We start from the raw sequence: 15075 nt of genomic DNA, 5'->3' as shown, positions 1-15075 counted from the left end.
TGGGAGGAACTTATTTTTTGTCCGAACTTTAAATTTCAGAGCTATTTTCTGCTATAGATTAAATATGAATCGGCACACCATCAGCAAGTTCACTGGTATCCATGATTGCTTCACCAAGTGTTGGGTGAGGATGGACTGTCATTGAGATGTCTTCTGTTGTTAGACCATTTTCAATGGCAAGGGCGAATTCACTGATCAAGTCACTAGCACCAGGACCAGCGATTTGAGCGCCGATAACAATATGCGTTGCTTTATCACTCAAAATTCGGATAAAGCCTTTCGTCGCATTCATGGTAATGGCACGACCATTGGCTGCAAATGGGAATTTACTGACCATGAAATCCAAGTTTTTCTCCTTAGCTGTGTCAATGGTTTCACCCATTGTCGCAAGTTCTGGATCACAATAAGCAACTGCAGGAATTGAAATCGCACAATTTCTCATGTCTTCGCCAGCAACGTTTGCCGCAGCGACTTTAGCTTCATAGCTAGCTTTGTGCGCAAGCATTGGACCTTCAACAATATCACCGATGGCATAAATGTGTGGTACGCTTGTTTGTTGACGGTCATTGACAATGATTTGTCCACGATCTGTCAATTTTACATCAGTTGTATTCAGACCAAGTTCATCTGTATTGGGTTTTCTGCCAACTGAAACGAGACAGTAGTCTGCTTCAATTTCAACTTCTTTACCGTCAACTTCGTAAGTGACTTTCACAGAGCTGTCATCTTGAACCGCTGCTTTAGCTTTAGCATTGGTAATGATTTCTACGCCTTTTTCTTTAAAGTCGTCAACAACAAAGCTATACATTTCTTTGTCAAAACCATTTAAGATATGCGGCAGACCTTCTAAAATCGTTACTTTTGAGCCAAGATTTGCATAAGCACCTGCTAACTCGCTACCAATAACACCGCCACCGATGACAACAAGATGTTTGGGTACTACAGGCAAGCTAAGTGCTCCTGTCGAATTCACAACGCGTCCTTTAAAAGCAAAGCCTGGAATTTCAATTGGACGGCTACCTGTTGCAATGATACATTTTTCAAATTCCAAAAGATGGCTTTCATCTTCAGAAATGACATTCACGACTTGATTGTCATTGAAACGTGCTTCACCGCGGACAATATCAATTTTATGTTTTTTCAAAAGCATGGCAACACCACCTGTTAAGGTATTGACAACTTTTTCGTTTTTCCATTTTTGTGTTGCTGCCCAGTCCAAAGTTGCGCCTTTAGACTGCACACCCATGATGCTATCCATTTGATGGTTTTGACTATAATAAGCATGACCTGCATTGATCAACGCTTTAGATGGAATACATCCGATATTGAGACAGACACCACCGATAGCATCACGTTCAATAATCGTTACTTTTTGACCCAATTCAGCAGCACGGATGGCTGCGACATAACCGCCAGGTCCACTTCCGATAACGATTGTTTCAACACTTTTCGCTTGACTTCCTACAACCATTACATTAAACCTCCATCAGCATATATGCTGGATCATTAAGCATTTTTTTCAAATCATTCATGGCGCTTTGTGCCAACATCCCATCGATGAGACGGTGGTCGAATGATAATGATAATTTCATCATGTTGCCTACGACGATTTCACCTGCTTCATTAACGATTGGCTCTTTGGCAATGGTGCCCAAACCTAGTATTGCCGCTTCATTGACGTTGATAACAGGGGTAAACCAGTTACCTCTTGCGCTACCAATGTTTGAAATGGTGATTGTTGAACCTGAAGCTACATCCGGTGTTAATTTACCATCACGCGCACGGACTGCTAAATCTGCGATTTCTTTAGCAATCGCAAGGATTGATTTTTGATCTGCATGTTTAACAACTGGTACAAATAAACCGTTTGGTGTATCAACTGCAATTCCAACATGGATGGCTTCTGGGTAAACGATTTCTGATTTTGCCATATCTACATGCGCATTCAAATCAGGGAAACGTTTCACTAATGCTGCCAAGGCTTTGGCAACATATGCCATGTATGTCAATTTCACATCTTGTTGCAAAGCTATATCTTTAAATGTCGCACGGTGTGCCATCAATTTAGAGACTTCAACTTGCTCAAACAAAGTCACATGTGGGACATTTTGTTTTTGACTTGTCATGTTACGCGCAATCGCTTTTCTGATTGGTGTCATTGGAACCCGACCTGCTTTTTCAGCTGGTGTGTTGGCTGGGACTGCCGAAGTAGAGGCAACCGCTGCTGGCTCAGTAACTGGTGCTACTTCAACTTCTACTGGTGTTGGTACCACACCTGTGCCGTTCAAGGCATTCTTCACATCGTCTAAAGTCAAGTTACCGTGACGACCTGTTGCCGTGACGGTTGTCAAATCAATGTTATTTTGACGTGCAAAACGACGAACTGTTGGCATAGCACGGACTTTACCAGCAATGACTGGTGCTGTCTTACCTTCAACTAGCACTGTTGCCTCTTGAGCAACAGCTTCGTTGATTGCCGCAATTGGTGCAGGTGCAGCTGGCGCTGCTTCTGCTATGGGTTCACTTGCTGCTGGTGCAGGTATTGCATCGCCTGCACTAGAGCCCGAGCCATCACCATCAAATTCGATCAGCGGTGCGCCAACTTCAACGACTGTTCCCGCTTCAACGAATAATTTTGTAATTTTACCGCTGTAAGGTGATAAAATTTCTTGTAGCAATTTATCATTTTGAATTTCTGCTATGGCATCATCTACTTTAATCGTATCACCAACTTTTACTAACCAGCTAGCAATCTCTCCTTCGTGCATGCCCTCACCAACGTCTGGCATCCGAAAAATTTCTGTCATTTTACTACTCCCTCTAGTTTAGTTTATAAACCGCAACGCCTGTCAACGTCTAAGCGATAAATCGCCAAGGCACGTTGTCAATAGCTTTTCCATAAGCCACTGAAGTGGCAACTATAATGCTATAGTGAAAAAGATTAATCACAGAACTGGCATAAACTCCGAACTGTGTGATTGCCTATTTTCATAAGGCGTTAAGCGCAGTTTAATCCTTTTTATTTATTCAAAAGATAAAACATTTTTAACTGAGTTAATCACGTCATCAACTTGTGGCAACCAGTCATTTTCAGCTGCACCGAATGGGTAAACACTATCTGGTGCAGAAACACGACCAATTGGCGCTTCCAAGCTCATGATGAAACGCTCAGAAATTTCTGCCATGACAGCACTGCCAATCCCTGCTTGACGTTGTGCTTCTTGAGCCACAACAACACGACCAGTTTTTTCAACTGATTTACCGATTGTTTCAATGTCCAATGGGCTCACTGTTCGTAAGTCGATAACTTCAGCATTAATTCCTTCTTTTTCAAGCATTTCTGCTGCCTTCAAACAAACCGGTACCAAACCACCATAGGTAATAATGGAGATGTCTTCACCTGCTTTAGCAACTGCTGCTTTATCTAAAGGTGTTGTGTAGTAGCCCTCTGGCACTTCACCTTTGATTGAACGATATAGTTTGAGGTTTTCTAGGTAAACGACTGGATCATTGGATTCAATTGCTGATAGTAAGAGACCTTTAGCATCTGCTGGGTTACTTGGCATCACAACACGCAAACCTGGTGTTTGAGCCATCAAACCTTCCAAGTTATCCGCGTGCATTTCTGGTGTATGTGTGCCACCACCGTAAGGTGCACGAACAACAATTGGAAATTCACGAGTGCCGTGGAAACGGAAACGATTCCGTGCCATTTGACCTGAAAGTGAGTCCATCACTTCAAAGATGAAACCAAAAAATTGGATTTCCATAATTGGGCGGAAGTTTTGTGTTGTCAAACCGATTGCTAAACCACCGATAGCACTTTCTGCTAAGGGTGTATCAAAGACACGTTCGTCTCCATATTTTTGGTTTAAACCTTCTGTCGCTCGGAAAACACCACCATTTTTACCGACATCTTCGCCGAAAATGAGGACATTTTCGTCTTTTTCAAGTGCCAAGTCTAACGCTTCTGTTATCGCTGCGATATATGTTTTGACTGCCATTTATTTGCCCGCCTCTCTAAATTTTTCGATTTGTTCTGCTTGTACAAAACCTGGTTGCTCAAAAGTCGTTTCAATAAATTCCGACACTTTTTGTTTTTGAACGTTATCAGCTTTTTTCACAGCGTCGTCGATTTCTGCATTCACTTCCTCTTTGTACTCTGATTCAATCGCTTCGCTCCAGAGATTTTTGTTTTCTAGGAAGATACGCATGCGGATGAGCGGCTCAAGTTTTTGCCATTCTTCAATAGATTCTTTTGTTCGGTAACGTAATGGATCGTCACCACTCATTGAATGTGGTTCAAGGCGGTCTGTCAAGGTCTCAATAAGAACGGGACCATTTCCAGCTACTGTCCATTCACGCGCTTTTTTAGCCGCGAGGTAACAAGCGATGGCATCCATCCCGTCAACGACGATACTTGGAATACCTGCACCCCAACCTTTAGAGGCTAAGTGTGTTGCTGCTGTTTGAACTTTACGTGGTGTTGAAATGGCATAGCCATTATTTTGGATGATGAAGACAGCATTTGCTTTAAAAGCACCAGCAATATTCATCCCTTCATAAGTATCGCCTTGTGATGACCCACCATCACCTGTGTACGTATAAGCACAAGCATCCAGTTGACGTTTTTTCATGCCAAGACCAATACCAGCTGCTTCGACAAATTGTGCGCCGATAATGATTTGTGGGAACCAAGTGTTGATGCCTTCCATCAAGTTACCTTCGTGATGTCCACGACTCCAGAGAAAGGCTTTGTAGATTGGGAAACCCTTGTGGATCATTTGGGGAATATCACGGTAACCTGGCATCAAGTAATCTGCATCGTTAAAGGCGAAACTTGTCGCTGTTTGACTGGCTTCTTGTCCACGTGTAGGTGCTACAAAACCAAGTCGACCTTGTTTGGCTAACTTGACACTACGTTCATTGAGGACCAATTGTTTGATCATGCGTTTCATAAGTTCAACCAATTTGTCATCTGATAATTCAGCTGCTTCAAATCCAGCTTCGTCGATGATGTTTCCATCTTTATCCAAGACGCTTAATGCTTTAAAGCTATCATCTTGTACTTGCAATTGTTGTTCGAAATTTAAAATTTCTAATGCTTGGCTCGTCATTCTTTGCCTCCTCTAATATATACCCAAATACCTAAAAAATGAAAACACTTTTGGCTGATTTTCGCCATTTTGTCGTTAATAAGTCTTACTGTACCCCAGTATGCTTTCAACTTATTGCCTAAAACTGACAAAAATCAGCTCAAAAGTTGTGTTTCCTTTTTTAGGTACCTGAGTATCGTACTTGCGTGTTGTAGCTATCAGTCGTTGATGAGTGACAGCACTTCGTCATTTGAAATCGTACCGAAATATTTTTTATCTTGATTTTGAACCAAAATATCCCGAATGGTTGCTTCTTCAAATGGCACACCGATGAGTTGTGGGACCAATCTCTCGATATCTTCCACACCCAAGAAATCACCACCAAAGTGGATGTCTTGAATGACTCCTTGGACAATGTCTGCTTTAATATCTAAGATACCACCTGCAAATTTTTCATGTGCATGGTAGTTAAAGGCAGGACTTTCACCGTAGTTCCATTCCCAAGTTGAGAATTTTTCTTTTTCTAGCGTTTTGATTTCGTTTAATTGTGTTTCAGTTAATTGAATCGGTTGGTCTTGACCATTGCGACTCAATTCATCAGTCAATGCTGCTTGAAAATCTTCTAATGTTAAGTCTAGCGCGTATTGTTTGATACTGCCGACACGACTTCTGACACTTTTAACAGCTTTCGAAATGAATTTTTCATCGCTCACGTTCAAGACACGCACCATGGTTTCAACATCCACATCAAACATGAGTGTGCCATGATGCATTAAGTAGCCGTCTTGATAACGTTGCGCGTTACCACTGATTTTTTTACCGTCTAAGATTAAGTCGTTACGACCGGTAATTTCTACTGGAATGCCTAATTTATGAAGGGCATCCACAACAGGCTGGACGAAAACTTTCCAGTCCACATCTTCAGGTCTTGCAACCGGAATGATAAAGGTGAAATTTAAATTTCCCAAATCATGGTAAACAGCACCTCCACCTGTAACACGGCGGATAACTTCAATGTCTTTTTCTTTGACAACGGCTTCGTTGACTTCTTCATAGGTATTTTGATGTTTACCGACGATGACCGCATTGTTATTTTGCCATAAAGTAAAAACAGGTGCCTCCGGTTTTAAATGAGTCAGTAACCATTCATCCATCGCGATGTTGAATGGTGCAGTCCTGTTTTTATTTACAAAATATCGCATTAACTAATCCCCCTATTTATTTTGACTTCAAATACATTTGCAGAGCATCTGTCATCTTCTCATATATGAGTTAATAACTTCGCTCTATCGGAGCTTTTCAGCATGATACCAAACGATGACTTGAAATCGCTTTCCATGTTCTATTATTCAATGTTTTCATTAATTTTTCAACTAATTTGACTGGAAATTAATCAACCTTTTTGTTTATAATGAATATACGACTAAATATAAGGTGGAAATCGAATTGAATTTTAAGACAAGTGACGGTGTAACACTAGAGTTTTCAAGCGTTGGCGAGGGGACACCGATTATTTTTATCGCAGGCTATTCTGGGCATGAATACAGTTGGTCTGCACAAACGGATTTTTTGAGTCAAAGTGGTTTTAGGTGTCTTCATCTTGATAAACGTGGTCACGGAAAAAATGCCGATGTTATTTCTGGGCTACGCATGAGTCGTTTGGCAAAAGATATTAAAGAAATGGTTAACTTACTAGGCCTTAAAAGCTACCATATCATCAGCCACTCGATGGGGTGTGGGGTTGCTTTTGAGTACATCAGTTTATTTGGTGAGCATGATGTCAAAAGCGTTACTTTTATAGATAGTAGCCCGAAACCGATTAATACATCTGAATGGCAGCTTGGTATGTACGGCTTGACTTGGCAGACCATCACTGAGGCCAATACGATTTTGGCGAGTCTCTCATTGATTAAAAAGAAAATCAACACAGATTTATTGCGCAAGATGATGCGGGGCAATCAAGTTTTTAAATTTGAGCAAACCGAGCCTTTATTGCTTGACCTACTAACCAAGGATTACCGAGATGTGCTCAAGCAAACCACACGACCTATTTTATTTGTTTCAGGTGAGCTATCGCCACTTTTCCCAACGCAATTAACGACCTATTATGTCGAGACCGCCCAACACGCGCAAAGCTTTCTAGTTAAAGGCGCAGGCCACTTACCTTATGCTGAAAGCCCAGATGAAACGAACCACGTCCTCTTGACCTTCTTGCAGGAAAATGGTTGCTGATGATTTTTAAAGCTTGTCAACAATTACAAAACAGACATGGAAAACAAATTAACCAAAGACTCAAAAGAAAACTAGACGCTAACATTTTTATATTAGAATAATACCTAGTGCTTAATTATTCCATTGGATATCCGCATACGCAACTTGTACACTATGTTTCGTTCCAGGTTGATTATATCTTGATATTTTATTAGACCCTCCAGCCAATAATCCCACAAAACATAAGCCTCTCTTTACTGAAAAATTAGCTAACAGTATGAATGTGACAACAAATATTGTTTCATAGTCCCCCTCAAAAAGAAAACGTTTATATACACGATAAAGACAAAACACATTTTTTATAACGCATGTATATATGACATACTAATATCAAGCTAGAAAAGTTTCAAATTAAAAAGATGAGATAATGAGGATGCTAAAGTGACTTTTACTTTTACAGCAGCAATGCCAGTTGAGCAATTAAAAAACTATCATGATGTTTTATTCAAAAAAATTAATATTGACTCACCCAGAAATCGAATTATCATCTAGGTCAAATTAAATACAATTAAAATAGATACCCTAGAATTTCAATCTTTCAATTCAGATTATTGAGAACTATGTTGGAAAATTAAAGCACTTGGCGAAGCTACTCGGATCATTTTATACAAAAAGTCATCTCATAATTTAAATTGAGATGATTTTTTGTATATTCACCGAGCCAATAAAATATAAGAATAACTTACAAATTAACCCCAACATTTTCAAGTAACTCAGCAATACCAGCGGGTTTTGTTCCACCAGCCATTGCCATATCTGGTTTACCGCCACCGCGGCCATCAATAAATGGTGCAAGTGCTTTAACCACATTGCCTGCTTTAATATCGCTTGCTTGGCTTGCAACTAAAAGATTAGCTTTCTCACCAATTTGAGCCGCAAGCACCAAAACATCTGAACTATTTTTTTGTTTCCAAATATCTGCTAGATTACGCAAAGCGCCTGCGTCTGTTGCTGTGACTTTAGCTGCGATAAAGCTTGTGCCGTTAACCGTTTGAACATTTTGGAAGATTTCATCAGACTGTGCTGAGGCGATTTTAGCTGAAAGACTCTCAACTTCTTTTTGAGCTAACTTGAGTTCAGCTTGCAAGTTTTCAACTTTAGCAACGACTTGACTTACCTGTGGCGATTTCACCAAAACTTGCACATCTTTCAGGATTGCTTCTTGTGCTTTGAAAGCTTCAAAGGCTTGTTGACCAGTGACAGCAATAATACGACGTGTCCCTGACCCAATACCTTCTTCTTTGACAATCTTGAATAGGCCAATCTCACTCGTGTTAGCAACGTGTGTACCGCCACAAAGCTCAACTGAATAGTCACCAATCGTTACCACACGGACAACCTTACCATATTTTTCGCCAAAGAGCGCCATAGCACCCATTTCTTTAGCCGTTGCAACATCCGTCTCAACGGTCAAGACATCAATGGCATTCCAGATTTCTTCATTCACTTGACGTTCAATTTCTGCCAATTCATCAGCTGTCACTGCTGCGAAATGCGTAAAGTCAAATCGCAAAAAGTCGACTTCATTAAGCGAACCAGCCTGTGTCGCATGCTCTCCCAAGATATTGTGCAAGGCAGCATGGAGCAAGTGAGTAGCTGTATGATTTTTAATCACACCGTTGCGACGTTTTTGGTCGATAGCAAGTCTGTAAACTTCCCCTTCAAAGAGTTCAGTCAAAATCTCAACCGTATGCAAAGGCTGACCGTTAGGCGCTTTCTGCACATCCGTCACGTTTGCGACCACATCACCTGCGGCATCCATAATCACACCGTGGTCAGCAACTTGACCACCCATTTCAGCGTAAAACGGTGTTTCGGCAAAGACCACTTGAGCTGTATCTTTAGCCGTTTTCACACGCTTATCACCTTGAACAATGGCAGTCAGTCTTGACGAAAGTTTTTTTTCTGTATAAGAGAAAATTGATGCATCCTCTAGGGCAGTTAGAACTTCTGACTGTTTATTCATCGAGCCACCTTTAACGACTGCGGCACGCGCACGGTCTTGTTGGGCTTTCATAGCTGCTTCGAAACCAGCATGATCAATTGTAAAACCAGCATCTTCTGCCAATTCCTCAGTCAATTCAACTGGGAAACCATAAGTATCGTAAAGTTTGAAAATATCAGCACCGTCAAGTGTTGTTTTGTTTGCCACCTTAAGTTTGCTGATGACTTCGTCAAAGAGTTTGCTACCCGCATCAATCGTCCGCGCAAAAGTTTCTTCTTCGCGTTTGACAATTTTTTCGATGAATTCGCGTTTTTCCAAAACTTCTGGATAGTAAGATTGCATGATTTCACCAACGATTTTAACGAGTTGATACAAGAAAGTATCCGCAATGCCGAGTTTGCGACCATGCATGACAGCACGACGCAGGAGACGACGCAAGACATAACCACGTCCTTCATTACCTGGTAATGCGCCATCACCGATTGCAAATGAAAGCGAGCGAATATGGTCAGCGATGACTTTAAAGCTCATATTGTTTCCGTAAGGGTCATAAGTTTTACCAGACAACTGCTCGATTTGACGGATAATCGGCATGAACAAATCTGTTTCAAAGTTAGTATGCGCCCCCTGGATGACAGCAACCATACGCTCAAGTCCCATACCCGTATCAATATTTTTATGTGGTAATTCTTTGTATTCGCTACGTGGCACACTTGGGTCTGCGTTAAATTGGCTCAGAACAATATTCCATATTTCAATATAGCGATCATTTTCGATGTCTTCAGCCAGTAATTTAATCCCGATATTTTCAGGGTCAAAGTATTCACCACGGTCGAAGAAAATCTCAGTATCCGGACCGCTTGGGCCAGCACCAATTTCCCAGAAGTTATCTTCGATTGGAATCAAGTGGTCAGGTGATACACCAACTTCAATCCAACGGTTATAAGAATCTTGGTCTGCTGGATAATAAGTCATGTAAAGTTTATCAACTGGGAAACCGTACCACTCAGGACTCGTCAATAATTCAAAGCCCCATTCAATCGCCTCTTTACGGAAATAGTCACCGATTGAGAAATTACCTAACATTTCAAACATAGTGTGGTGACGCGCAGTCTTACCAACATTTTCAATATCGTTGGTACGAATGGCTTTTTGCGCATTGGTAATACGCGGATTTTCAGGAATGACTGAACCATCGAAATATTTTTTAAGTGTCGCAACACCTGAGTTAATCCAAAGCAAGGTTGGATCATTAACAGGTACTAAACTAACAGACGGTTCAATTGTATGTCCTTTAGACTTAAAGAAATCAAGGAACATTTGACGTACTTCTTGTGAGGTCATTTTTTTCATGTGAGGTTATATTTTCTTTCTATTTTTAATTGCTGGAAGATGCCGATGAGGCTACAGCTTGCTGTGCTTTAACATAATCAATAGCGATAACTAAGGAAATAACAGCATCCGCATACTGATCATCATAGACATCAATATGATAAGTTGAATTAATTTTAAACCACTCTTGCGAAATGTGTGCCACTGGCACACCGTTATGTTGCAGTTCAAAATCCATATCCCAGAAATTTCCTTGAATTTCCAAACCAAAATGTTCAATTCGATAACGGGGTTTAAAAATCGTAAACTCTTTCCTAATCTGGAAACGAGAGCCATCTGCTAAGGTCACATCAAATTTTGGCAAAATTTGAAACATCACTTTTTTGATGTGAGATACTAGCGTCCCATCAGGTTTTGTAATCGTAAACTGTTTTGGAATTTTCATAAAGCTCCCTTGGACATGATAAGCCAAGTTACCTGCATTATCCTTAATCTTAAATTTACCACCAAGCGACCAAAATTTTTGTTTGATTTGATACTGAGACATTCAACACCTCCCAAATATTGTGATTTTTTTAACAATAAATCAAGAAAATACTCCACCGTAAGCAAGGGGCGCTTAAACGCGGTACCACCCTCATTCACGATAAAGTATCGTCTCAAGTTGTTTGATAGAGCAGGAGTCTCTGCTGTCCTCTATCCTGCGGACAAAAGGATAATAAGCACTTACCAAGTATGACAGCTCTCACCACCGCTGTCTCTCTGTATCACTTGATTATTTTATTTTGATTTAGAAGATGATGAGCTACCAGTCACAGCAGCCTCATAAGATGAAAAGATATTTGAAAACTCAGTTGGTTTTACCTTAACGTTATAGTCTTTCAAATAACTAGCAATGATACCATTAACAAATGTTGCGTCGTTTTGCTTATTTGTTGTGATGATTTGTTTGAGTTCTTTCTTATATTTTTTCCAGTCAGTCCCTTTATCAGCGTTTTTAATCATTTTAACAACATAAAAAGACTTTGTACCTGTTTGGGCATTCGTAACAGAGATTGGTTCTGCAGATACTTCGCCATCTTTTAACTTGAATGCTGCAGTTTTAACTTCTTCTGGAATTTGCGCATTAGATGAATCAAATTTCATCTCAGCTTTCTTCTCTTTCGCAGACTTATCAAATGCACCTGCATCATTTTTAGCATCTTCAACTAATTTTTTAGCAGCATCTTCTGTCGTTTCTGGTAAAATGTAAGTTTCAACGGTTGGATGATACGTTTCAAATGCTGCCTTGTATTCAGCATCTGTGAACTTAATTTTGCTTGTGACGACTTCTTTTAACAAAAGTTGTGAGCGGATAGAATCTTTATAAGACGCTTCCGTATAACCAGCTTGTTGTAAAGCACTTGCAAAATTTGAACCAAGTGATGTTTTTTGAGTATCAAACTCTTTGTTCACATCTTTTTCAGAGACTTTCTTACCAAATTCTTTTTCAAAAATTTTGTTAAATGTCATGTTTTGCAACAAAGTTGCTGTGCCGGTCGATGGATATTGTTTTGCCTCTTTATAAAGGTCAGACACACGAATCGTGTCACCTTTCATCGTTACGATATCAGAATTTGCACCATCTTGACCACAAGCTGCAAGTGTCACAGCAGCAACTCCTGTTACAGCGATCAAACCAATTTTCTTTAAATTCAAAATAATTTTACCTTTCATATCCTGGTGATACTGTTTCATTTTGTTAAGGATCAAACCTTAACAACCTCCATCATTATACCACAATTTCTGATAGAAACCTTAAATTAAACTAAATTGATCTTTTCAGCATGCTTTCGAATCATCAATAGGCCATCACCTAATGGCACAAGAGTAGCTGTCAAATCTGGATGTGTCAAGGTCGCATCAAATAGCCGATGCAGCCCACGATAGATCCCGCGCTGATTACGCTTGACCTCTTCAATAGGCTTTGCCACATCACCACCTTGAAAAACATCATCAATCACGACAATACCACCGACAGACAAGCGGTTCAAAATCTCAGGTAAGAAAACAATATATTTCGACTTAGCCGAGTCCATAAAAGCAAAATCATAACCACCTGGCAAATTCGTCAACACATCAATCGCATCGCCCTCAATTACCTCAATTTGCTGAGCCAAATCATATTTAGCTAAGTTTTCTCGTGCCAGAGTTGCCATCTCAGGATTGCGCTCAATGGTCGTAATAGAAGCATCAGGTGATGCTTGCGCCATTAACAGTGCAGAAAATCCAATCGCTGTCCCAATTTCTAGGATTTTTTTCGGTTGCAGCGTCTGTAACAAAAATTGAAAGTAAACCACCGTTTCATGCGGAATAACAGGAATATTTTCAGCGTGCGCAAAAGCCTCAACATCTGCTAAAAAGCCTGTCAAAGCTTTTTGCTCCCCTCGCATCAAGGCAACAATTTCAGGCTTGACGATAGGTCTGCGCATATTATGATTGGAATATTCGTTGTAACTCTTAACCATGTTTCGCCACCAATACTTCTAACTCTGTCAATCGTTTTTCAAAAACTGCAAAGGCAGCATTAAGATAATCAGATGACGTCATATCAACACCTGCTTTTGCGATGACATCTAGCGGATAGTCTGATGAACCCGCACGCAAGTAATTTAAATAGTCTGTCTTATCTTGCTCAGTACCATTCACGATTTTATCTGCTAAAGCAGACGCAGCTGCAAAGCCTGTCGCATATTGGAAAACATAGTAATTATAATAGAAATGCGGAATTCTTGCCCACTCATACTGAATTTCTGGATTGTTACTTGCTACTAAACCATAATATTTTTCGTTCAATTCAGCATACAGTTGATTCAAGAACTCGCTGGTTAAGACCGTTCCCGCAGCATCCGCCTCATGAATGGCATGCTCGAACTCAGCGAACTGCGTTTGTCTAAAGACAGTGCCTCTAAAACCATCCAAAAAGTGGTTGAGCACCGCGAAACGCGTCTCTTCATCTTCAACGTCATTGAGCAAAGTTTCTGTGAGGATGTTTTCATTAGTTGTCGACGCAATTTCAGCAAGAAAAATGCTATAATCACCGTAGACATAGGGTTGACTTTCACGGGTAAAGCTACTGTGCATGCTGTGACCCATCTCATGCACCAAGGTAAAAAGATTATCTAGTGTATCTTGCCAATTAAGTAGCATGAAGGGATTGGTGTCGTATGAACCGCCAGAATATGCCCCCGAGCGTTTACCTTTATTCTCTTGGACATCAATCCAATTTTCTTTAAAGCTGCGTTTAACCTTTTCCAAATAATCTGTTCCAAAAATCGCAAGCGTTTCCTGAGTTTTAACAACTGCTTCTTCATAGGTAAATTTATAATTTGTCGTTGACAAGGGTGCGTAGACATCATACATTTTAAGGTCATCAATTTTAAGGATATCAGCACGCAGGTTAATATAACGATGAAGTAAAGGTAGATGTTCATTGACTGCTTGAACTAAGGTATCATAAACTGATTCCGGGATATGATTGCTCGACAGTGCCGCCTCACGCGCTGATTGATAATGACGCGTTTTCGCCGTAAAATTATGGACTTTAACATTAGTTTGTAAAGTCTTAGCATAGGTATGCTGATATTGTTCGTAAATGCTATAAAGCGCTTGGTAGGCTGCTTTTCTAACGTCACGGTTCGATGATTCCATAAATGAAATGTAGTTACCGTGTGATAGCTGAACTTCCTGACCTTGCATATCTGTAATCGTTGGAAAAACAATATCCGCATTATCTAAGATTTCAAAAGTCTCAGCCCCCGCCCCAAAAATCTCTGATGCTCCTGCCAACAAAGCCTCTTCCGCACTTGACAAAACATGTGCTTTTCTGTCAAATAACTGCTCAAAAAAATGACCATAGGTCTGTAATTTAGGTTGGTCAATAACAAACTGGGCAAATGTTTCCTGCGACAAAGTCATGAATTCAGGTTCATAAAAGGCAAAAACTTCATTGAATTTAGCATATAGTGCCGTCACTTTAGCTTGATATTCTTGATAAAGGCTAACCATTGTATCTTGGTCATTCTTCATTGATGCATAGACATAAAGCTTTTCTACCCGTTGCATGAGCGCCAATTCTGTTTCAGTGACTGCTAATAAATTTTCAGCAGAATCTGTCAAAGTCCCCGCTAATGCCCTAGCATCATCTAGTGCAGTTGAAGCATCTGCGAGTTCCAACTCAAAAGCCTCATCTGTCGCGAAAATTGTGGTCAAATCCCATTTATAGTTTTCTGCGATTGCCTCACGTTTTTTTACCATTTTAACTCCTATCTTGTCTTATCTAGCGACCTCATATCAGACGCATATTCCATACTATTTTATCATAAAATAGTATGAGATTCACCGTCACAGCTTTTTTTAGTGCGCTAACAAAAAACAGCGCCCAATTGGACA

At 40.3% G+C, this 15075-nt stretch carries 11 protein-coding genes; 1 reads left to right on the top strand and 10 read right to left on the bottom strand.

From position 1 onward, the window contains the following. Positions 1-58: 58 nt before the first annotated feature. The 5 genes from lpdA to lplA form a co-directional block, all read right to left on the bottom strand. Positions 59-1471: a dihydrolipoyl dehydrogenase gene (lpdA, locus tag RR45_RS03525; RefSeq protein ID WP_031365920.1), complete on the bottom strand. Its 1413-nt coding sequence runs from the start codon at positions 1469-1471 to the stop codon at positions 59-61. A 4-nt stretch (positions 1472-1475) separates the two neighbouring features. Continuing rightward, positions 1476-2807 (bottom strand): dihydrolipoamide acetyltransferase family protein, encoded by a 1332-nt coding sequence (locus tag RR45_RS03520; protein WP_031365921.1) that lies wholly within the window; start codon positions 2805-2807, stop codon positions 1476-1478. A gap of 216 nt (positions 2808-3023) precedes the next feature. Further along, complete coding sequence (locus tag RR45_RS03515; RefSeq protein ID WP_031365922.1) at positions 3024-4004, bottom strand: alpha-ketoacid dehydrogenase subunit beta; 981 nt, start codon at positions 4002-4004, stop codon at positions 3024-3026. Then, positions 4005-5117, bottom strand: coding sequence for a thiamine pyrophosphate-dependent enzyme (locus RR45_RS03510; RefSeq protein WP_031365923.1), 1113 nt, complete (start codon positions 5115-5117; stop codon positions 4005-4007). It lies immediately after the preceding gene. Between the two features lie 197 nt (positions 5118-5314). Then, complete coding sequence (gene lplA / locus RR45_RS03505; RefSeq protein WP_031365924.1) at positions 5315-6298, bottom strand: lipoate--protein ligase; 984 nt, start codon at positions 6296-6298, stop codon at positions 5315-5317. A 244-nt stretch (positions 6299-6542) separates the two neighbouring features. Here lplA and RR45_RS03500 point away from each other — a divergent pair, with 244 nt between their 5' ends. Next, entirely contained in the window at positions 6543-7328 is a 786-nt protein-coding gene (locus tag RR45_RS03500; protein ID WP_031365925.1) for an alpha/beta fold hydrolase, read from the top strand. Positions 7329-8049: 721 nt separating this feature from the next. On the opposite strand, the gene alaS is transcribed toward RR45_RS03500, so the two are convergent. The 5 genes from alaS to pepF form a co-directional block, all read right to left on the bottom strand. Next, positions 8050-10665: an alanine--tRNA ligase gene (gene alaS / locus RR45_RS03495; protein ID WP_031365926.1), complete on the bottom strand. Its 2616-nt coding sequence runs from the start codon at positions 10663-10665 to the stop codon at positions 8050-8052. A gap of 25 nt (positions 10666-10690) precedes the next feature. Continuing rightward, positions 10691-11191, bottom strand: a complete 501-nt coding sequence (locus RR45_RS03490; RefSeq protein WP_031365927.1) for an LURP-one-related/scramblase family protein — start codon at positions 11189-11191, stop codon at positions 10691-10693. A 233-nt stretch (positions 11192-11424) separates the two neighbouring features. Further along, positions 11425-12342: a peptidylprolyl isomerase PrsA gene (locus RR45_RS03485; protein WP_167362586.1), complete on the bottom strand. Its 918-nt coding sequence runs from the start codon at positions 12340-12342 to the stop codon at positions 11425-11427. A gap of 104 nt (positions 12343-12446) precedes the next feature. Beyond that, positions 12447-13151 (bottom strand): O-methyltransferase, encoded by a 705-nt coding sequence (locus tag RR45_RS03480; protein ID WP_031365929.1) that lies wholly within the window; start codon positions 13149-13151, stop codon positions 12447-12449. Continuing rightward, on the bottom strand, positions 13144-14940 hold the full coding sequence (gene pepF, locus RR45_RS03475; RefSeq protein ID WP_031365930.1) for an oligoendopeptidase F: 1797 nt from the start codon (positions 14938-14940) through the stop codon (positions 13144-13146). Before pepF ends, RR45_RS03480 begins: the two co-directional genes overlap by 8 nt. Between the last annotated feature and the right edge of the window lie 135 nt (positions 14941-15075).

It is taken from the genome of Pseudolactococcus chungangensis CAU 28 = DSM 22330, from assembly GCF_002441885.1.
GTDB lineage: Bacteria > Bacillota > Bacilli > Lactobacillales > Streptococcaceae > Pseudolactococcus > Pseudolactococcus chungangensis.
The sequence above is the reverse complement of the archived record's forward strand: the minus strand, read 5'-3'. Positions and strand labels throughout refer to the sequence as shown.

Bases quoted from the DNA above. Each gene is read 5' to 3' on its own strand.
- alaS (WP_031365926.1), bottom strand. From the start codon at position 10,665: ATGAAAAAAATGACCTCACAAGAAGTACGTCAAATGTTCCTTGATTTC.
- RR45_RS03490 (WP_031365927.1), bottom strand. From the start codon at position 11,191: ATGTCTCAGTATCAAATCAAACAAAAATTTTGGTCGCTTGGTGGTAAA.
- RR45_RS03520 (WP_031365921.1), bottom strand. From the start codon at position 2,807: ATGACAGAAATTTTTCGGATGCCAGACGTTGGTGAGGGCATGCACGAA.
- RR45_RS03515 (WP_031365922.1), bottom strand. From the start codon at position 4,004: ATGGCAGTCAAAACATATATCGCAGCGATAACAGAAGCGTTAGACTTG.
- RR45_RS03480 (WP_031365929.1), bottom strand. From the start codon at position 13,151: ATGGTTAAGAGTTACAACGAATATTCCAATCATAATATGCGCAGACCT.
- RR45_RS03510 (WP_031365923.1), bottom strand. From the start codon at position 5,117: ATGACGAGCCAAGCATTAGAAATTTTAAATTTCGAACAACAATTGCAA.
- lpdA (WP_031365920.1), bottom strand. From the start codon at position 1,471: ATGGTTGTAGGAAGTCAAGCGAAAAGTGTTGAAACAATCGTTATCGGA.
- lplA (WP_031365924.1), bottom strand. From the start codon at position 6,298: ATGCGATATTTTGTAAATAAAAACAGGACTGCACCATTCAACATCGCG.
- pepF (WP_031365930.1), bottom strand. From the start codon at position 14,940: ATGGTAAAAAAACGTGAGGCAATCGCAGAAAACTATAAATGGGATTTG.